The organism is Virgibacillus salarius (genome assembly GCF_039521925.1).
GTDB classification, from domain to species: domain Bacteria; phylum Bacillota; class Bacilli; order Bacillales; family Amphibacillaceae; genus Virgibacillus; species Virgibacillus salarius.
In genome coordinates this window covers 38,936-59,450 of the sequence record NZ_BAAACY010000054.1, presented here as the reverse complement: position 1 = coordinate 59,450, position 20,515 = coordinate 38,936, and the positions used below count along the sequence as shown (strand labels likewise).

Annotated in this window: 19 protein-coding genes and 1 pseudogene; 9 read left to right on the top strand and 11 right to left on the bottom strand. The window is 36.5% G+C overall.

Annotated features, from left to right (window positions below):
• Positions 1-320 precede the first annotated feature (320 nt).
• On the bottom strand, positions 321-620 hold the full coding sequence (locus ABDZ84_RS08020) for a phospholipase (protein WP_308036004.1): 300 nt from the start codon (positions 618-620) through the stop codon (positions 321-323).
• A 379-nt stretch (positions 621-999) separates the two neighbouring features.
• On the bottom strand, positions 1,000-1,857 hold the full coding sequence (locus ABDZ84_RS08015; RefSeq protein ID WP_343780916.1) for a LysR family transcriptional regulator: 858 nt from the start codon (positions 1,855-1,857) through the stop codon (positions 1,000-1,002).
• A gap of 113 nt (positions 1,858-1,970) precedes the next feature.
• Between ABDZ84_RS08015 and ABDZ84_RS08010 the strand changes: the two genes are divergently transcribed.
• From ABDZ84_RS08010 to ABDZ84_RS08000, 3 genes and pseudogenes are all read left to right on the top strand, one after another.
• A complete protein-coding gene (locus tag ABDZ84_RS08010; protein ID WP_343780913.1) occupies positions 1,971-2,537 on the top strand; it encodes a flavodoxin family protein in 567 nt (188 codons plus the stop codon).
• A gap of 136 nt (positions 2,538-2,673) precedes the next feature.
• On the top strand, positions 2,674-3,021 hold the full coding sequence (locus ABDZ84_RS08005; protein WP_026681987.1) for a hypothetical protein: 348 nt from the start codon (positions 2,674-2,676) through the stop codon (positions 3,019-3,021).
• Positions 3,022-3,835: 814 nt separating this feature from the next.
• Positions 3,836-4,164 (top strand): annotated as a pseudogene (locus ABDZ84_RS08000) (antibiotic biosynthesis monooxygenase family protein).
• Between the two features lie 372 nt (positions 4,165-4,536).
• Here ABDZ84_RS08000 and ABDZ84_RS07995 read toward each other — a convergent pair.
• A complete protein-coding gene (locus tag ABDZ84_RS07995) occupies positions 4,537-5,553 on the bottom strand; it encodes a YeiH family protein (RefSeq protein ID WP_343780908.1) in 1,017 nt (338 codons plus the stop codon).
• A gap of 119 nt (positions 5,554-5,672) precedes the next feature.
• Here ABDZ84_RS07995 and ABDZ84_RS07990 point away from each other — a divergent pair, with 119 nt between their 5' ends.
• Positions 5,673-6,563 (top strand): LysR family transcriptional regulator, encoded by an 891-nt coding sequence (locus ABDZ84_RS07990; protein ID WP_026682323.1) that lies wholly within the window; start codon positions 5,673-5,675, stop codon positions 6,561-6,563.
• Positions 6,564-6,698: 135 nt separating this feature from the next.
• Here the strand turns inward: ABDZ84_RS07990 and ABDZ84_RS07985 are convergent, their stop codons facing one another.
• On the bottom strand, positions 6,699-7,424 hold the full coding sequence (locus ABDZ84_RS07985) for a GNAT family N-acetyltransferase (RefSeq protein ID WP_121604107.1): 726 nt from the start codon (positions 7,422-7,424) through the stop codon (positions 6,699-6,701).
• A 239-nt stretch (positions 7,425-7,663) separates the two neighbouring features.
• Between ABDZ84_RS07985 and ABDZ84_RS07980 the strand changes: the two genes are divergently transcribed.
• Positions 7,664-8,470 carry a zinc-dependent metalloprotease gene (locus ABDZ84_RS07980; RefSeq protein WP_121604108.1) on the top strand — a complete coding sequence of 269 codons (807 nt, stop codon included), beginning with the start codon at positions 7,664-7,666 and terminating at the stop codon, positions 8,468-8,470.
• 111 nt (positions 8,471-8,581) lie between these two features.
• On the opposite strand, the gene ABDZ84_RS07975 is transcribed toward ABDZ84_RS07980, so the two are convergent.
• Both ABDZ84_RS07975 and ABDZ84_RS07970 read right to left on the bottom strand, forming a co-directional pair.
• On the bottom strand, positions 8,582-9,247 hold the full coding sequence (locus ABDZ84_RS07975) for a class A sortase (protein ID WP_166529991.1): 666 nt from the start codon (positions 9,245-9,247) through the stop codon (positions 8,582-8,584).
• A 499-nt stretch (positions 9,248-9,746) separates the two neighbouring features.
• Complete coding sequence (locus ABDZ84_RS07970) at positions 9,747-11,525, bottom strand: LPXTG cell wall anchor domain-containing protein (protein ID WP_166529990.1); 1,779 nt, start codon at positions 11,523-11,525, stop codon at positions 9,747-9,749.
• Between the two features lie 234 nt (positions 11,526-11,759).
• Here ABDZ84_RS07970 and ABDZ84_RS07965 point away from each other — a divergent pair, with 234 nt between their 5' ends.
• A complete protein-coding gene (locus ABDZ84_RS07965; RefSeq protein ID WP_026682326.1) occupies positions 11,760-11,954 on the top strand; it encodes a helix-turn-helix domain-containing protein in 195 nt (64 codons plus the stop codon).
• A gap of 465 nt (positions 11,955-12,419) precedes the next feature.
• On the opposite strand, the gene ABDZ84_RS07960 is transcribed toward ABDZ84_RS07965, so the two are convergent.
• Positions 12,420-12,905, bottom strand: coding sequence for a GNAT family N-acetyltransferase (locus ABDZ84_RS07960; protein ID WP_026682327.1), 486 nt, complete (start codon positions 12,903-12,905; stop codon positions 12,420-12,422).
• 203 nt (positions 12,906-13,108) lie between these two features.
• Between ABDZ84_RS07960 and ABDZ84_RS07955 the strand changes: the two genes are divergently transcribed.
• Entirely contained in the window at positions 13,109-13,756 is a 648-nt protein-coding gene (locus ABDZ84_RS07955) for a class I SAM-dependent methyltransferase (RefSeq protein ID WP_166529989.1), read from the top strand.
• A gap of 129 nt (positions 13,757-13,885) precedes the next feature.
• On the opposite strand, the gene ABDZ84_RS07950 is transcribed toward ABDZ84_RS07955, so the two are convergent.
• The gene (locus ABDZ84_RS07950; RefSeq protein WP_343780897.1) at positions 13,886-15,133 is read right to left on the bottom strand and encodes an AraC family transcriptional regulator; all 1,248 of its coding nucleotides are present in this window, start codon (positions 15,131-15,133) and stop codon (positions 13,886-13,888) included.
• Between the two features lie 144 nt (positions 15,134-15,277).
• On the opposite strand from ABDZ84_RS07950, the gene ABDZ84_RS07945 reads away from it, so the two are divergent.
• Positions 15,278-16,036, top strand: a complete 759-nt coding sequence (locus ABDZ84_RS07945) for an SDR family NAD(P)-dependent oxidoreductase (protein ID WP_343780894.1) — start codon at positions 15,278-15,280, stop codon at positions 16,034-16,036.
• Positions 16,037-16,171: 135 nt separating this feature from the next.
• Here the strand turns inward: ABDZ84_RS07945 and ABDZ84_RS07940 are convergent, their stop codons facing one another.
• The 3 genes from ABDZ84_RS07940 to modA all read right to left on the bottom strand — a co-directional run bounded on the left by ABDZ84_RS07940 (position 16,172) and on the right by modA (position 18,303).
• Positions 16,172-16,555 carry a YbaN family protein gene (locus tag ABDZ84_RS07940; protein WP_026682331.1) on the bottom strand — a complete coding sequence of 128 codons (384 nt, stop codon included), beginning with the start codon at positions 16,553-16,555 and terminating at the stop codon, positions 16,172-16,174.
• Positions 16,556-16,847: 292 nt separating this feature from the next.
• Positions 16,848-17,528 carry a molybdate ABC transporter permease subunit gene (modB, locus tag ABDZ84_RS07935; protein WP_026682332.1) on the bottom strand — a complete coding sequence of 227 codons (681 nt, stop codon included), beginning with the start codon at positions 17,526-17,528 and terminating at the stop codon, positions 16,848-16,850.
• A complete protein-coding gene (modA, locus tag ABDZ84_RS07930) occupies positions 17,509-18,303 on the bottom strand; it encodes a molybdate ABC transporter substrate-binding protein (RefSeq protein ID WP_343780889.1) in 795 nt (264 codons plus the stop codon). Before modA ends, modB begins: the two co-directional genes overlap by 20 nt.
• A gap of 258 nt (positions 18,304-18,561) precedes the next feature.
• Here modA and nrdD point away from each other — a divergent pair, with 258 nt between their 5' ends.
• The gene (nrdD, locus tag ABDZ84_RS07925; protein ID WP_343780886.1) at positions 18,562-20,505 is read left to right on the top strand and encodes an anaerobic ribonucleoside-triphosphate reductase; all 1,944 of its coding nucleotides are present in this window, start codon (positions 18,562-18,564) and stop codon (positions 20,503-20,505) included.
• Positions 20,506-20,515 lie beyond the last annotated feature (10 nt).

Below are 20,515 nucleotides of genomic sequence, written 5' to 3'. Positions count from 1 at the left end.
CGATTTTCACTTTACCCATTGTAAAAAAAGTCAACCTATTACTTATGACAAGAATTGTTGCACATTCTCATAGCGGAGACTAATTACGTAGACTCCTGCGGGATTAGCGCGAGCTGAAAATCCACTTTGCAACGTGTTCTTCTTTGCAAAGTTAGTTGAGGCCGTGCCCGCCGAAAGCGAAGTAATTAGTCGGAGCATTGCCAATATACATCTAACATTTCAAAATAACTACTTGGCTTAACGCAGTCATTGCACTGATTTTATACTTTCTTAACTTATTAAAATAACCATGAGTTAGAATCTCATGGCTTAACATGTACTTATCTGCGATTTTTAAAACCACAAGTGAATGCCGTTTGTAGTCGCATATATTTGTATAACGTGCGAGCATGTCTCCCTTTCTCTGTCGTTGGGTCTATTTTAGATTGGAGACGCTTCATAAATTCTCGATCACATCTGCATGGATCTCCGTATTTTTGATAGCATTCATCATGGGCTTTGCAGGCTGCATCAACGTCATTTATCGGCTCTCCAGGACCGCTACAGCCAGGACCACACCACCTATACCCTCGCGGAAAACAAAATCTTGGGTGGTGCTTCATTGGTCTAGGTTGCCTCAATGCTTACACCTCCCTCTCAATATCGCTACAATACTATATTCCAATGTTTATAAATTTGTCTATGCATTTCTCCTCTTGTTTTATATCTACTTGGATTTACACTTCCAAAAAATTAACTTCGTGTTCGATTCTGCTTGTCATCGTTGTCATGATTACAATGGACACTTACGTAGACGTTAACGATCCGTATATTGTTCAAAAGTCCACTATATAAAGTAAAACTTCAAGCAGTGGAAATAAGGGCATGACCTAAAAGATCTTTGAACCAATCGGACATTTACCGGCAGTCAGTGCCAGCTACTTACCAATTGGTTTCACTTTATTGTTTGAAGTGGGGAGCTTACTGCCAGTTATGTACGGGATAAAACTACTACAATATCTAAAATTGCTCCCTAATCAACTTCAAAAATGCTTGTAGATTAGGCGATAGCCATTTATTCTTATGGATAGCTGTATATATCCCAATTGTATTCGATGGGCTACAGGATGGCATTTCTACGAGTTTACCTTCCTGTAGTTTATCTTTTATAGTGAAATAAGGGAGCATTGTATTACCAAGGCCGCATAGTACACATTGTTTAATTGCTTCAATACTTGGTAGCTCCACTTTGGTAACCGAGCTGTTGCCGATCGCTTTTATATGCTGATCAATTATTGGCCGCCAACTACAAGCATATTCCGTTACGAGCATTGTTTCAGCAGTTGATGAAGAGCAATGATCTGTGGGCTGTACTAAAGATAGCTTATCCTCCGCTATTTTATGAATAATTAATTCATCATGAGACCAATTATTCTCCTCCACTAAAACAGCGACATCTATATCTCCTCGTTTCAGCTGTCCTTCCAAGTTGTCATATTGAAGTGATTTTAGCGTTAATTCAACTTTAGGAAATTTTTTTCGAAATGTCATAATCAACGTTGGAAGCCAATAAATCATGAGAGACTCACTTGCACCAATTGTTAATGGACCAGCTGGCTCACTACTAGCATGAATCGCAGCCTTGGATTTGGAGTAAAGTTGAATAATCTCTGTTGCGTAAGGTAGAAAGTTTTTTCCAGCCTGTGTGAGAACGACCTTTTTTCCCATACGATCAAATAGTGGATGTCCCAATTCCTTTTCCAAATCCTTTATATGTGCTGTAATCGATGATTGCGCATATCCTAATGTCTCTGCAGCTTTCTTAAATCCACCAACATCGACAATCGTTTTAAACGTAATAAGCTGACGTAGTTCCATACTTCTCTTCCTTTATATCAATTTTATTGAACTAAATGTTCAAATATATCTATTTTACTGAATTATGTAATTAGTATATGCTATTTATAGCATCATTACAAAGGAGAGGAAAAATGATGAAAATCATGACACTTTTAGGTAGTTCAAGGAAAGACGGCAATACAGCTTACCTTACAGATAAAGCTTTAGACGGCATCGAACATAAGCGTGTGTTCTTACTAGATAAACAGCTAAATCCGATCAAACGACATGATAAAGATGGATTTGAAACAGTAGATGATGATTATGAAGCGCTCTTTTTTGAATTCTTGAAGTATGATACGTACTTCTTTGTTACGCCAGTATATTGGTTTGGAATGTCTGGTCAAATGAAAATATTCTTCGATCGCTGGAGTCAATACATGAAGGATAAGCGAATTGATTTTTGGGAAGCATTCCGTGGAAAAAAAGCCTATGTTATTGTCACAGGTGAAAAACCAGACCCCAAAACGGCGGCATTACCTCTTATTCAGCAATTCAATTATATTTTTCAATATATGGATATGGAATTTGTCGACTATGTCATTGGTAAAGGAAATAAGCCAAATGACATTCTATCAGATGGTTACGCTCTTGAAAAAATGAAGATGTGGAACAGTGAAATGAAAACACAATTGAAGCTCACCACTAATATCAATTGATTCCACAAACAGCAGGCTCTCTGCTTGGCCACCTCTATTGCTAAAGAAAAAATATGACAAACATCCATTTGTAAACAATTGCACATTTTTCGTCACAGATGAATAGCATATGGGTGAACATAAGGAGGTCGATGGGATGAACCATTCGCATTATCATATGGAAAGTAACCACGCTGACTATCAGCCAATGCATGAGAACAACTGGAACGTAAACCAACAGGTAGATATGAAGGATTTTTGTAAACAACAGTTATATCAATATATTCAGATTGAAGTAAATGACGGAAGTACCTATATAGGTATTTTACACAGTTTCGATGATAATCAATTATATTTATTAATTCCTACTCCTGATCAAGATACAAATCGAAATGACGCTAATGACCAGCGATTATTTCCCTTCTTCGGGCCATTCGGTCTATTCGGTTTTCCATTCTATGGAATAAGGAGGTTTGGTCCATACCGCCCATATTGGTGGTGGTAGAGATGCTACGACAAACGTATTTTAGGTAAAGCACAAGCCGAACAATTATTTGACTTGTGCTTTACCAGTCTCATGTTAGTAGAGGAACAACACGTAGACTCCTAGGTGAAAAAGCCTTGGTAAGATATCACGTTGTTATACTGCTAATCAGTTGTCGCCAAAAGGAAGTATTTACCGGAACACTAATGATTCCCCACCATCATTTCCCATAGACTAACTTACTTTCTTGTTATTTTTTGTCTGTACAGGCGTGCGTCTCCGTTAAGCATGAACTTTTTTTAAATAGAACAAACGGTAAATGAAACTTCAATCCGTGGGTGGGTTATCCCCATGGATTGGTAGGTGAACCAATCGGACATTTACTGGCAGTTTTAACCATACTTATCCTTATCATTTCACTTTATTTCTGAAAGTGGGATTCTTACTGCCAGTTATATGCGGGATAAAGTGAAACTTCAATCCGTGGGTGGTTTTCCCCACGGATTGGTAGGTGAACCAATCGGACATTTACTGGCAGTTTTAACCATACTTATCCTTATGATTTCACTTTATTTCTGAAAGTGCGTTCTTACTGCCAGTTATATGCGGGATAAAGTAAAACTTCAATCCGTGGGTGGGTTATCCCCACGGATTGGTAGGTGAACCAATCGGACATTTACTGGCAGTTTAAACCATACTTATCCTTATGGTTTCACTTTATTTCTGAAAGTGCGTTCTTACTGCCAGTTATATGCGGGATAAATTTGTTATTATGCTATTATTCAACCGTGTATAAACATATAATAAGGTAATTAACTATCTGGGAGGTATGTCCATGTCTGGTATAGCCAAAACACCTAAACCACCATATTACGCAGCTATTTTCACATCAAAACGAACGGAGAATGATAACGGTTATAATAAAATGGCTGAAAAAATGGTAGAATTAGCCGCTAAGCAAGAAGGTTTTCTAGGAGTTGAGAGCGTTCGCGAGAAAGGACTTGGTATTATACGATTTCCTATTGGAATTCACTAGAGGCAATTCATCATTGGAAGCAACATGCTGTTCACCAAGCTGCTCAAAGGAAAGGCAGGGATGAATGGTATCGTACATATGCTGTACGCATCTGCAAAGTAGAAAGCGAAAGCGTTTTTAACATATAATGAGTTTTATTAGGCTGAGATATAAGTGCTTTTATGCAAAGAAAAAACGAGCTACTAAAAGGATGGTCCGTGCAATCAAGCTACTCCAAAACTTCTTTTCCCGTGGGGTGGCTGGTGAGCCTCCTCATACTTTGCACTCTAGGGCTCACCGATACCTTCCCTCCACAGGATAAGAAAAAGCTTCAGCAGTGATACATCGCACATAGAAAAAGTGCTCTTCTTTTTCAAGGAATCGACATATATGTCTGGAGATAGCGTAGTTTATACTCGTCTTTAGAATGGCCGTTTTAGTTATCTCTCAACACTTTAGTATTATTTCCTTCATTTTATTTATTGGTGGCAAAGCAATTACCCTTATCGTCAAAAAGATTACTATATCTGGAATAACACTACAAGTGTATACCCTAAAACAGCTAAAATAACCGAACCAATGATTCCCGCAGCAAATGATTTCATACCTAATTTGCGGAAGGTTTTTATATCGACATTTAAACCGAGACCTGCCATTGCCATAGCAATAAGTAAGTAAGCGATATTAACAATTACTCCTGCAACCTCCTCGGATACAATCCCAAGGGTATTAAATCCGCTCATTGCAATAAATCCTATAATAAACCAAGGAATGATAGACATGGATAGCCTGCTTTCTGTTTGCCCACTACCTCGCTGAAAGAGATAACCAATGATAATAGCTACTGGCACTAGTAATGCCACCCGTGTTAATTTGACAATAACGGCTAAATCTACGGCATCATTCCCTCCAGCCGCAGCTGCTGCCACCACATGAGCTACTTCATGCAGTGTTGCCCCAGTGAATACACCGTAACCAGCTGGTGATAAATGTAAAGCTGTATATAGAACCGTATAAATTAATGTAAAAATCGTTCCTAATACAGCAACAGTGGCAGCACCTACTGCTGTTTCATCATCCTTCGCTTTTACTTGTGGCGCGATAGCTACAACAGCAGCCGCACCGCAAATAGCTGTTCCACATGCCGTTAAGATTCCAAGTCGTTTGCCTACAACAAACCATTTTGTTAACCCATAAACAATAATTAAAGTTACTACCAGACATATAGCAGCAATTAGAAATACGCCAATTCCCGCGTTATAAATATCGGCTAAGTTTAACCGCATTCCTAATAAGATAATGCCAAAGCGCAATAATTTCTTATTCGAGAATGTCACCCCAGCCTGTAAATTTTCCCGAACACCGATAGTCGCTTTCCATACCATTCCGATAATAATTGCGATAACTAACTGCCCCATAATTGATAAGAATGGTAGCTGAGCAACATACTTTGCAATAATAGCGATAAGTAATGTAATACCTACCCCTTTCACAAAGGCATACTTATCTGCCTGATGGTTACCAATTGCTTTCCCCATTACCGACACTTCCTTTAAGTGGTTTCTACTTAAACTTTACCGAAAGTATTATTATTAGTAAAATACATATATATAATCATAACTATTAGTAATATTAATAATAAGGGGAGAAGTTTAACTTGTACTATGATGCATTGCGCACCTATGTCGCGTTAGTAGAGGAAAGGAATTTTACGAAGACAGCTGAGAAATTACATATATCACAACCTAGTGTCAGCCTGCATATAAAAAATTTAGAGAAAGAGTTCGGTACAGAATTAATCATACGTTCACCTAAATCCATGCAAATTTCGCCCACTGGAGAGGTGCTATACCACCGTGCTAAACAAATTCTAACAATCTACGAACAGACAAAGCAGGATATCATGGAACATCACCAGACTATTAAAGGCAATTTAAAAATTGGCGCCAGCTTCACCATTGGAGAATATATCATTCCCGATTTACTCGTTGAGCTTCAAGATAAATACCCTGAGCTTACTCTCGAAGTAGTCATTGGCAACACAGAAGAAATTGTCCAGCGAGTACGACTATTCCAGGTTGATATCGGTTTAATTGAAGGGCAGACGAATGATAAAGAGCTTTCTGTTTATCCATTTATGCAGGATGAATTATATGTTCTAGCTGCGACCAACCATCCACTAGCAAAGAAAGCTACCATTACGATGAAGGAACTGCATAATCAAGCCTGGGTGACCCGAGAAGAAGGCTCTGGTACAAGGGAATACCTTAATCATGTCATTCGTTCAAATGGGGTAAAAGCGAAATCGATACTTACAATAAGTAGTAATCAAGGGGTTAAAGAAAGTGTTATCAAAGGAATGGGGCTATCGCTGCTTTCGCATAGCGTAATAGAGCGAGATGTTCAACAGAACCAACTTGCTATTCTCCGACTAAACAACACAACCTTCAATCGAACATTCTCCTACGTTTATTCACCAATCATGAAAAGTAAAAAAAACGTGGAAGCATTTATCGAAGCATTAAAACAAAAATGGCCGTATACGTGAACCTTCCATCAGTGAGGTAATTTCGATCATCCCTCACTGATGGTGCATGTTCTACTATCATTACTACCCACTTTGCATAAGCTTCGATTAATCAACCATACAAATCCAGGTAGCAGCCTTTGCTGAAAAGCGATGCTACTCAGCATTTATTTTATTCTCCAATCGATAAATACCTTTTCGATCTCTAAGCATACAGCCATTTCGTTTAAAGATTGCTATCATGTTCGTATTAGCTTCATCTGTACTACCAACATAATACGTAGCATGGAATAGTTTTAACAATGATAGAGTATGAAGATGTAGTTTAGCACCATAGCCTTTTCCCCTCCATTCTGGTACAACACCAAAGTAAAACATCCTCCCTTCATCAGCTGTACCCATCTCAATGTGAGGAATAGCTATACCAAGTTTTTCATTATTAGACGTAAAATAAAAACAGTGATCACGCCAATGAGCTCCCAATTCATGGTGTAAGGATTGCATGATCTGTTCAATCGTCTGCTGTTTGTTTTTATTCGCCGAGCCTGACCGACAAGCTTGATAAAGGCTAGCAAAAACTTGATCACTCATATTACTCTCTGATAGCGAATAAGCTTGTATCTCACCATCTAAAATCGGAATGTCCTCCAACGTTCTTGTATACTCGACAATTGTGGAGATTTTCGTAAAGCCAAGCTGCTTTAATTCTTGCTCGTGCACTTCATCCATCAGTACGGAAATATAACCAATGTTTCCCTCCTGCCATTCTCCTAATAGCTTTTGAAACATTTCCATATAAGCTTCTGTGGATATACCTTCCTGTTTGACTTGATCAACAAGCCAATATTCTTTTTCATTTTTAATTGTATTATACAAATTCATCTGCTTATCTCCCCAATATAATTTTTCACGATCATTGTAATAATGACGTAAATCAATATGCACTACTAGACTAGTTTCATTTACTAAAATTATCTATTAAACTACCACTATTATTCTAGTCCTTATACCTAAAAACAGCCATTTTTTAGGTAATAATTCCTGTTTTTACAATAATTAGAAGGATATTACGAATATTTCACGAAATCAGAAAATAACAACCAAAAAGGGAGAGGATATACATGAAAAGAATTTCTTCTATTGCACTTATTCTTATCTTAACACTTTTGGCAATACCCACTACAGGATTAGCTGAACAGCATCAACACCATGATCAGTCAGCAGCAACATCTACTTATATTGAAACACTACCAAAAGCGAAAGAATTTGCACCAGAACAAGGGCCAGCCAAAATTGAACAATCGACTAAAGTGAACGTATTAGATGAAAACGGTAATGTGAAAAAGGTCAAAACAACGAAGAAAACTACCTCTACAAACAAGTATAAAGAGAGGGGAGAGTTACAACCACAGGCAACAAAGACAGTAACTGTACTTGCAGTAGCCGATGAGGAGTACCGAGCAGCCTATAGCGATTGGCAAGATCGTGTCCAACAAATTATAGAGAATACAGATGATGCATTTATTCGTGATCATGGAATTGACTTTGAAGTACAAGCGGTAGCAAGCTGGACATCACAAGGTGGAAGTAGCGAACAAATTTTGGCGGATTTACAAAGAGACTGGTCTAACGAACCTTATGATTTTGTAACTGGATTTACTAAAGATGCAAACTTTGATGCGGGAGGAATTGCATACGTATATAATTCAGCTCCAGGAACAGCATATAGTGTTAACTTAGATCAAGGAATAACGAACACTTCAAAAGCTGCACAGCATGAGTTTTCCCACAACTATGGACTAGGCCATGACCCGCAGGGCAGTGGAATACGCTGTATTATGAACTATGATTACGCATATTCCGTCGACTATTGGCACCCAGAGCACCATGCACAAATTCAAAATAACAAACAATGGTATGGTCAATAATAACCAAGTTCAAAGAGGGCCGTCCTAGAAGACAGCCCTCTTCTTACTAAATGCTTCCCCTACCTCAATAATGGAGCAGCCTCTTCATGAGCTGAACCCACTTACTTTGTCTTATTTTCTAACGGATTTTAAATCTTTAGTTCCATAATCAAACACTTCAACAAGATCTCCACTAGCTACAACTCTACTTTCTGGTTTACTCGGAATATCGCAAGTGATCAGTGTAATTTCATCTTTTCCATTATCATCGATAATAAAGTAATCTTTTTCATCGACCTTTCTTACACGGTTAATGACATATTTATATACTTTATCTAGATCGGTTACATATATTACATCATGAATAGACAAACGAGCTACATCATGAAATAACAAGCCCTTTTCCTTCATTCGATGCCCTGCCAGTGCATAATTACCTTTTCCCAGATCATCATATTTCTTCATTTCGCCTGCTCCCATTAGAAGATTGTTATTATTAACTGTACTAAAAATGGGAAGTTCTAACTCGGTAGAAGGAATGAACAAATATGCAACTGGGTTCCCTGTATAATTAATATTCTTTAAAACATCATATTCAGACGGTAAGTCAATAATTTCTTCTTCCTTTTGCTTCTTCTCCCTATTATCCTTCAACGTTTCACTATCAGATTTTTTAATTTCTGCAACTACTTTATTAATTTTCTTATTCATTACGTATTCTTTTAGATATGGAGACACAAAAAAAGTTATACCAATTAAAGTAAATAAAATGATTATGAAAACTGTTACCTTTTTCATTTGCTCGATCTACTCCTTAAAAGCAGGCGGAGACAAACGTATCTTAATCTAACAAAGAGCAAACAACTATAAAGTGCAACTTCAACCAGTAGTGGTTTAGTTTATCCCCCACCGATTGTTCGGTCCACAAGGGTATGACCTAAAGGAATTGGAACCAATCGGTCATTTACTGGCAGTCCCCCCCATTTCACTATATTGCTTGAAGTGGGGGGATTACTGACAGTTATATGTGGGATAAATGATGGTTCGTGTAACGAAGCTACTTCGCTTTCCGTTGGGGGGCGGGTTAGCATTCTCGTGCTGACACTATGAGGTCTCGTCGTTGCCTATACTCGTGCAAGACAAGGAAGGCTTCGGCAACGATACATCACATGCAGAAAAAGCGTTCTTCAATTTCAAAGTGTCTACGTACATTCCCCAAATAGCATCATGCATTATTTGCTTTACATTAGACTGTTTTAGTTACTCCCCAACCCTCTTCTTATACAGCTGGAATATCCTAATTTGATTCATTGTTTTCTTTTTTACGTACCAACCTTGCGAGTATAACTGCTGCCGCTAGGAAAAGACTACCTAACATATAATTTATCGTGTTCGTTTTATCTCCTGTTTTTGGTAATTTTTTCGGAGCTTCTTTTGATTGCTGTTCGTTAGTACTTGCTTTCTTAGCATTGTTCTTCATGGTAACGTTTACAGTTTTGCCGTTTTCTTCTATGGCAAACTCGTAAACGGTTTGGTCAATTTCATAACCCTCTGGTGCTTCTACTTCTTGATATGTGTACTTCCCAAAAGGCAAGCCTTCCACCATTGCTAATCCTTGTTTATTCGTTGTTACCGTAGAAATATGATTCCCCTCTACATCTTTAATTTCAAACGTTGCTCCTTCTAGTGGTTCATTAGTCTTTTCATCTACTTTGTTTAGCTCAAAGTTCCCACGGATGATGTCATTTGTTATTTCAGCTGTAACTTCCCCGTTTTCTAAGACCGCAATCTCGTATATATTTTCATCAAGCACATAACCAGCTGGCGCTTCTATCTCTTGGTATGTGTATTTCCCGAAAGTTAAACCTTCTGTTATTGCCAATCCTTGTTTATTCGTTGTCATGGTAGAGACAATATTACCTTTTTCATCCTTTATTTCAAAGGTTGCTCCTTCAAGTGATTCACCTGTCCCGACATCCGTTTTATGAATAACAAGGTCTCCCTTTACAATGTCATAATTGATAGAAACACTTACATTAGCTTCCTTTGTATCCGTTTCCATCCATGTTATTCGTTGTAGCTTTTCTCCATCTACACCCTGTCCACGCTTGTCACTATCTTGGTAGCGTGGTTCATATTTATAGACATTTTCAATATCTGTAGTAGCTTTAAAAGCTAGTTCAATTTTCCCTTTTTCCTCAATATCCTTTGCGTTCAAACGAATCTTAAACGCATTCCCATCTAATATATAATCATCCGTTACAGTATTACCTTCAAGATCAACAAAATATGCGTTGTAAAGGTTTTTCTTTGTAAAAACCACTTTAGCATTTTGATTATTGACTTTTAGCTGTAAAACATCTGATTCGAAATATGTTCCATTCTGTACAAGTTTGTTTGCTTGCCCTTCAAGTTTAATATGTAAATCTTCTTCTGCTGGAACATCAAGTAAATTGTTCTCAATATAATCCACGTGTTTCTCAATAATTTTATATAATTCCTCAGAAATCTCATGATCTATCTCACCACGAGTGTGTTTAATTAAAGAATCGATCGTAATATTTTTACTATTCATATCATGAGAGACAATGTACAGCGCTACTTGAGAAACATAATAACGTTGATCTTCTGTCAGCTTTTTCCCGTTGATTGTATATTCATTCGTAATATCTTGGTCGTTGCCATATGCATAGACCATAGCAGTGTATTCTTCTTTAGTTAAACGTTCAGATGTCTTCTTATACTCGTTTCCTCCATCCTTTTCTAACAATGGAGAATCTAAATCCCAATTCAGGCAATAAACAATAACACCATTTTCATCAACTTTGAAGCGCGTACCCAGAATCGCACCACCAAGTGGATTATTTTCTGTTATTCGATCAACATAGCCAATAGATGGTGGTCTGCCATCATCATATGTAATATTACCTCTGTCTAAACTAAAAAACGTTTTGTATCTCGGAGAATCATTTGCACTAGCAGTATCGATTAAAAAAATAGTGGTATAAAGCAAGCTTAAAATTAATGTGAGAATTACTGTAATTGTAATAAATTTGCTTGATTTTAATACATTCAATTTTTACAATCCCCCTGAGGTGTATTTTTAGCTGCAATCTAAGATAATTACTTAAAATTACCACCTCACTTACCGAAATAAAATTAAACATACTCATTGAAAGTCTGGATTGTCTCATCTATATTTATAGATAAATATAAACAATCAAACCCAACACGACATATAATGTCGTTTATTGCTTACATTTTACCTGACGTTATATGTCGCGTCAATGCGAAAAAGGAGAACACATCTATGAATATTGGAAGTAAATTGAAGAACATCCGAGAAGAAAACAATTTGAAACAAACGGATCTAGCTAAAGTATTAAACGTTAGCACCAGACAAGTTCAACGTTATGAAGCAAACCATAGCATACCTAGTATCCAAAAATTACAATTACTTTCAGAATATTTCAGCGTCAGCATTGACTACTTTACAAAGCAATAACATAAAGTGAAACTTCAATCAGAGGGGATTTTGTTTATCCCCAACTGATTGCTCATACCACAAGGGTATAACCTAATGGCCTTTGAACCCATTGGACATTTACTGAGGAATAGTATTTGGTTTTTATGTTTATTTGTTTTTGTTAGGAAAGATAGCATTTTCTCTATTATGTCGTCTTTTACAATTTTAATAATGGTTTTTTTTGGCTGCCCTAATTTTAGAATTAGAAATAAATAGGTTACCAGTATTGATAACCCATTTATATTAGTATATATCGCAAGCATATATTTTTTGTTTCCCATTTCTTCTAAACAACATCCAGAACTTAAAAACTATTATTCTATGGTTAATTACATCTTCTCCGTAGATAACCATAATCTACGAATCCTTATGCATAAAACCTTCTTCCATAATCCTTCTATTCTATAGGATAATAACGATACATTACTCCAATCACAATCTTCCTTAAACTCGAAAAGTCTGTACGAAGCATACTTCATTATCAATCACTTGCTTCTTTTCTTCAAAGTTGATATTTAGCTTCTGATAAGCCTTTCTCCAAAATGAAACAGCAGGTTTATTCTTAGCTAATTCAGCTACAACGTATTTCCCTCTTTTCTGCTTAAACAGCTCCTTTAATAGCAAAATTGCAATCCCTTGACCTCTAAACTTCCTTAACATAAAAATATCATTAATACTATAATCATAATCTTTTTTTAAAAAAGGCCTTTCTAATAGGAGTAAGAACCCAACAATTTTTTCGCTGTCTTTAAGGAAATATGGTGTTAAGCCATCCGTCTCCCAGATCAAATCAAAAGAATCATATGCAAATGAACCATCTGCCGATATATCTAAATCATTTGTAAAGCTAGAAAGATCATGTAAATAGAGAGAATATAAATTATAAAGAATTTGCTTTTCTTCTTGAGATATTAGGGATAATGACACCAATGTTTTTGCTCCTCTCTTAAGTAATTGTGTTTCTTAGTATTTTCTCACAAAATCATGTTTTTCCTTCTTAAATGTATATTCATACAACCACTCCTCGCTTGAAATTCCGAGAGCCTGTTTTTCATTTTATTAAAGCAATCTCTTTATCTCCTACATATACTGATGAAACGAATGATCATAAATTATAAAGGAGAATTAGACTAGTGGATTATACACACTCTCGATTTTTTCGTATTACTGATCCTTCCTCTCGCGAATTTATCTTTCCACTGCCAAATACTTGGGAAACTAGATTTTATGAATATGAATGGGTAAAACAGTTTGCTCATGAAAAAGATACGGTACTAGATGCAGCATGTGGGATTGCCCATCCATTAAAATTCTATTTAGCAAACGTATGTCGATCCGTCTATGCATGCGATATAGACCAGCGCATTTTATCAAAAGAAGCCATCCTGCATGATGCAGTGTCAACTTATCCGCGGAACGTGGAACAACAGGAGATAGATGCTTTTCTTCAGAATATAGACATCCAATGCTGTTCATTGACCCAGCTTCCCTATGAGGATAAGCTTTTTGATAAGGTCTTCTGCATCTCCGTATTAGAGCACCTAAGCCAAGAAGATAGTATTAAATCCTTTTTAGAACTTAAACGCGTATTAAAGGACGACGGTCAAATGATCTTTACCTTCGATTATCCGACGATCTCCATCGAGACACTTACTAAAATTATCGATATCACCGGGCTAACATTTTATGATTACTATACTTTATCTAAACCTGACGATGCGATTGTTTCTAGAATTTGGCAGGAATTAAATTGCTTTAGAGCCGTATTAAAGAAAGTGTAGCTGTTTTAAATTAGGTTCTCATCATGAACACATGCCATTATTGATTGTTCGTAAATAATGATCTGCTGCCAACTCGATAAAATTGATTCGCGGGCAGATCAAAGGCTTATGCACTAATAAAATATCACCCTATTTTCTCCCTTCTTGCGGATGATTATGTTTAAATTGCTTAGGGGTCATCCCAGTATGTTTTTTAAAAACCTTAATAAAATAGCTTTGGTCTGTAAAATTTAGCCAATTGGCTATGTCAGAAATGGCGTAATTAGTTAATATAATTAGTTTTTTCGCTTCGTCGATTCGCTGCTTCTGGATATACGCACGAATCGACATCCCTACTTCCTTTTTAAATATTGACGATAGGTAATTTGAACTTAAATGACAAAGCCTAGACAAATTCACTAGCGAGATATCATTATAAAGATTGTTATAAATATAGTGCAGACAAGCTGTTATTGGTGCAGAATATTTTTGTTTATGTAATTGGTGTACGCGTTTCGTAAAATCGTATATAACTTCTTTTACTAAGTTCAATATTTCTTGCAAGCTTCTTAATTCTTCAAGCTGTTGGATATAGAAGTCACTTAAGGTAAAAGCTGTTTCCTCATTTAGTCCTCCCTTTATGGCAGCCCTGCAAATAAGTGCGATTGCTGTTATCATTAAATTTTTCTCACTTTGTAATCGGCTTCGCTTAGACAAAATACCCAACGCCGCTTCTCCGACAATCGAGTAATCGGTGATGTCAGCTAGCTTGTCAATCCGACCATTAGTTATATGTTTCAATAATACGCGCTCGTAGTAAAGGTTAGAAGGAAAAATAAAATCCCTTCTACCTTTCGAAAGCTCAAGATCTGCATTTTCTATTTGCATATCTTTTGGTTCCAATATGCTATTTCGTTGTTTAACCAATGTTTTTTCTAATCGCTTTTGATAAATCATATAATAAACTTCTTTGCTAATCGCTAATAATTGCTCCCTCGGTATAACAGCAACAGTTCTGTAATAATCAATCAGGTTTCTTTTATTTTCGTACCCTTTAAAAAGATCCATTATCTGTGTTATTTGTTTTTCGGACATTTCTGTTTCTATGGTAGGACCAACAATAATTTTCCCCAAAGAAACATTCTCCTGATGAACCTTGATCATAAAAAAATGTAAGAAGGAATTGGAAAAAAACAGAGGGAAATCCGCTAGGTTACCTGAACCGCAGAAAATACTTAATTGTTCTTTTATTGGACGATAAAATGGATTTTTTTGTAGTTCTGCTTTCGCAAATTCGTATTCAAGATCCCCGTTTGCATTGACATAATACACTGGTATTCGGTGGGCTTCCGAGATAAGCTGACACGTATATTTCACATGTTCTTTTAAAGATTTCATAATTACTTCCTCATTTCATATGTAAGCGCTTATATTTTTAGTCTTTATAAGAGAAAAATACTATTTTTCTTACGTAAATACAATCTTTGATGATATACATCGTCTAAAATAATAGTTGAAGATCTATTAAAGGGGGAAATAAGGATGGAATTAGCACACAAAGTTGCTGTAATTACTGGTGCTGGCAGTGGTATTGGTAGAGCAAGTAGTCTAAAGCTAGCTAATCACGGTGCAAAGGTTGTACTAGTTGACTTTAACCAAGAAACAGGGAATGAAACCTTAAAACGTGTACAAGAACAAGGTGGAGAAGGTATTTTCGTCCAAGCAGATGTTTCCAAAAACGAAGATGTACAGAATTATGTTAATCAGGCTATGGAAGTATACGGACGTATTGATATATTTTTTAATAATGCAGGGATTATCCAAAAGTTTGCTCCTTTTACAAAGGTAGAAGAAGCAGAGTATGATCGCATTATGTCGGTTAATGTAAAAGGTGTATTTCTCGGATTACAATATGTATTAAAGGTAATGGAAAAACAGGGAAGTGGCTCGATCATTAATACTGCTTCTACAGCTGGAGTTCGTCCAGAGCACAGTGTGGCTGTTTATTCTGCTAGCAAGCATGCCGTCATTGGTCTAACGAAAGGCGCTGCATTAGAATATGCTAATAAAGGAATTCGAATCAATGGTATTTGCCCAGGTGGTGTACAAACAGCGCTAACAGCTAGTGTTGCAGATCAGTTCGAAAAAGATGGTTACGTTCCTAAGGAAATATCAAATATGAGAATGGGGCGTTATGCTGAACCAAATGAGCTTGCCGAAATGGTTACCTTCTTAGCATCTGATAAAGCAAGCTATATGACTGGCTCCATTGTTGTTGTCGATGGTGGATTAACATTATAAGCCTATCTTTAAGGCCTACGACTCTCTCCTTTACGCAAACAGCTTGTACACTAAATCGCTAAAGGAGAGTGTTTTTTTATGGTAAATAGACACTAAAAATTTCTTAAATAAACAACTTGCAGCAACTATAACTATTTAAACAGATTCATGTAGTCTACTTCTATATGTTTTTTGTTTAAGTATAACTCCAGTAAAGAACAACCCTACCAGTAGCAATATGAACTTAATACTAATTAATGGAATAATAAAAATAATGCTATAGGAAAGAGATAGCCACAAGAACAAAATGCTTACTATTTTCACTTTTAATGGTATACCTTTACCTGAACGATAATTTTGGATATAAGGTCCAAAAAGCCTGTTCGCCAATAGCCAATGATACAATTTCAGTGAACCTTTAGCGTAGCATGCTGCAGATAGTAAAAGGAATGGGGTTGTTGGAAGAATTGGAACAACAATGCCTAACACCCCTAATCCGAGTGAAAAAGTTCCACATATAGTAAGCAATAATTTTGTCATGTTTACACCAACTTATAATTATTCGTAGATATGAACTAGTTATCCTAGTAACTTAACATTCAACATCCATCAGAGGGGGAGTCTCTACCAATGGCTAGTTAAACTAATCGAGCTCTTATGGGCAATTAATCCCTCCACATTCAGGTAGTTAACGATGCGATTTCTTTTAAACTGTTAAGTCAGCTTAAAAGATGAAGGGAATAAAATCCTTTTCTGAAAGTAACCTACCATAAAATTCTTAAGGAGGCTCACGTCCGCTTAACTCATGCCTCATTTTTTACTTTTACACTCATTATTCTTGTTTTATTCGGACCATTAGTAACATGAAAAAGGAGATGATAACTATCGAGATCACCCATAGCCATGCCAATTCGATATTCCCTGAATCAAGCGCTATATAAATTGCCATAGGAATGGTCTGTGTTACTCCTGGAATATTACCAGCAAACATTAACGTCGCGCCAAATTCGCCTAAGGCACGCGCAAAGCTTAATATACTCCCTGATACCAGAGAGCGGAAAGCCAACGGAATGGAAATCAGAAAGAAAATCTTCCATTCATTTGCTCCGTCTACCCTTGCTGCTTCCTCAATACTAAGATCGATCCCTTGAAAGCCCGTTTTGGCAGACTGATACACAAGTGGGAAGGCAACAACTGCAGAAGCTATAACAGCAGCCCACCATGTAAATATAAGGGGTTGCTTAAACAGCCATTCAGTAGCCTGTCCAACTATGCTATTCTTTCCAAATAGGATGATTAGCAAAAATCCGACGACCGTGGGAGGTAGAACCATTGGAAGCATAATGATGGTTTCTAATAATGCTTTTCCTTTAAACGTCTTTCTGGCCAAAAATCGTCCTACTATTGTTCCGATTAAAATAACTACAACACCAGATATGGCCGTCACCTTTATAGACAACCATATTGGACTCAAAAATTTTTGCATAACTACCTCATTTTGTAGTAAATCCATATTCCTCAAATACCTTCAATGCCTTGTTGGTTTGTAAATAATTATAAAAATCTTTTGCTGCTTTGTTATCTTTTGAAGTCTTGATGATTCCAATTGGATAAGTAATAGGGGAATGTGTCTCTGAATTGGCTTTTGAGACAATATTCACTTTATTAGAAACGATAGCATCTGTGTTATATACCATTCCAGCATCAACATTACCCGTTTCAACATAAGACAATACTTGCCGAACGTCTTTTGCATAAACTATTTTTGATTCTATATCTTTCCATATATTCATCTCTTTTAAAGATTCCTTGGCATAATTCCCAGCTGGCACGGATTCAGGTATACCAATGGAAATTTTACCTACTTCTTTCTTTACAAGATCTTGAAAGCTTGTAATAGTAGACCTTTTAATTTTGGGAACAACCAATACAAGTTCATTCCCAAGAAGATCTACGCCATCTTCTTTTGCAATTTTTCCTTCATCGATTAATCGATCAAATTTATCTACTGCTGCTGAGAAAAAAATATCCACCGGTGCTCCTTGAGAGATCTGACGTTGCAGAGAACCAGACCCTCCAAAATTAATTTTTAAATCTACCTCTGGATGCGCTTCTTGATAGGTAAGTTGAATAACTTCCATTCCATCCCTCAAACTTGCTGCTGCTGAGACAGTTAACTCAACATTTCCCTTCTTATCTGAAGATGGACCTGTACTCTGTTTATTGGAACACGCCGTAATAATCATAAGAATAAGAATAAGCGTAATGCCTAACGTAATCCTTTTCATGCTTCCACCTCTATTCTATAGATAATAATCTATAATCTTTCATACTACTTAGCAATGACTTTCATCACATTATTTAAAAATCACTCATAATAAAGTGAAACTTCAATCAGTAGGGGGCTTAAGACTTTGATCATTTTTACCTGTTGCTTCTATAATCACATCAATATATAGTGACTTCAATCACAAACAAACGCTATATATTGTGTTAGGATGATAGAAGATTAACAAGATACATAAGTCTAAAGGAGAGGTTTATGCATGTTCCAAAATACGATTGATATTATCGACAAATTTACATTGCAACAAGAAAACAAGCAAACAGATTATCTTAGGCACGAAAACAGTAATTATGTTTATTCCTTACCACTTTTAAGGCATAATTTAACCAATCATGCGGAGGAAGAATTTCTTTTTAATCATATTCTCCCATTAAAAATAAAAGAGTTATATGATGAGGGAATTGTCTATGTACACGATAAACAGCTTGCACCATATTGTGTATCCATTAGCTGTAAGGATATTGCTACAAAAGGTATACCATCGCTGGCTAAAAATATGATCTCATCCAAACCAACTAAGCGGATGTCAACTTTATTACGACATTTTAGTAATGTTGTTACACTAGTATCACAGCAAGTCTCAGGTGCAGTTATGTTAGCACAACTATCAACCATTGCAGCTTCTTATTTGTTTGATGAGGAGCGCCGTAGTATTACGTATAAAGATGAAGAACTCGTAGGGCTATTTCAAAGTCTTATCTGGGAACTAAATATGCCACTTAGATCTGGGGCACAAAGTAGCTTTTCTAATATTACATTAGAGTTTGGGAAACCTTCTGAAGAAATAAAAGAACAATATATCATTATCGGTGGTGAAGGACGAAATATCCAGTATAAGGATATACCAGCAACTTACTTTGATCGTATCAACCAAGCAATTATTAATGTAATGAAAAATGGAACAGGTAGTGATGGAATTCCTTTTACTTTCCCATTATTGACAGTCCAAATTGATGATCATTTTGATTACCAAAACCCATTATTTATCGAACTACTGGATAAAATGTATCATTGGGGTGGTGTATATTTTGAGAACTTTAAAACAAAGCCATTTAAGGATCCATATTACAAAGCATTAAATCCACTCATTCAAGCAAAGGATCCAGAAGTGAGTAGGAGTCTCTGTTGTAGGCTGCAAATCAACTTAGAGACACTATCGAAAGCCGGTGGTGGTGTTTTCGGATCATCAACAGGCTCCACAGGTGCTGTACAGGTGCTCAATTTAAACATGAACAGGGTGCTTTTGGAATTCGGACATGATATGAATCTCGTCAAAGTGAAGATACGTGAGTATATGGAAGTTATGCAGGAAGCCCACATGGAAAAGAGAAAGTGGATTGAACAAAACAAAGAATTATATCCGACTTTTTTCGCCTTTAATAAAAACTTGAAAAACTATTTTAATGTATTCGCCCTTACTGGTATGAATGAAGGTCTCATTAATTTAGGCTATAAGGATGGAATTAAAGATAAAAATGGTAAAATGATTGCTCACGAAATTATGCAATACATGACAGAGATTGTAAATGAATTTATTGTGAGAGATAACGTGGCATGTGGAATTGAGTATGCCCCTGCCGAAAATGCTGCCATTAAACTTGCACGCCATGACCTTAAATGGGCAAAAGCAAATAATCATGAAATCTATGTACAAGGTGAAGGAGATAATCCTTACTTGACTAGCGGCTGTATGACTCCATTTTCTGAAGATGATTTCGCAGAACAATTAGAAAACAGTGCTGAATTCCAAGGCTATGCTACATCCGGCAGTGTATTACATCATTTTCTTGAAGTAAAAGTAAAACCAGAAGCCTTAGCCAAATACTTGGATAAAATTTTTGAAAAACCGATTAATTATATTACATTGACACCAACGATTACGTCTTGTATGAGTTGCGGTCAGAAAATCATTGCTGAAGATGCTAAGAACATTCATCGTTGTCCCGTCTGTGAATCAAAAGACATTGCAACTTTCAGCAGAGTTATTGGTTATTTGAAAATGATCTCCAGAAACAACGTCCATGTAGATGATAAGGGATATTATGAAGGGAGATATAACTTCTGGTCAAAAGCGAGAAGATACGATTGGGCGATGAGAAAACGATTAAAAGAAGCTGCGTTGAAGGAGGCTGTCCACCGTTAATTAGCGGTGA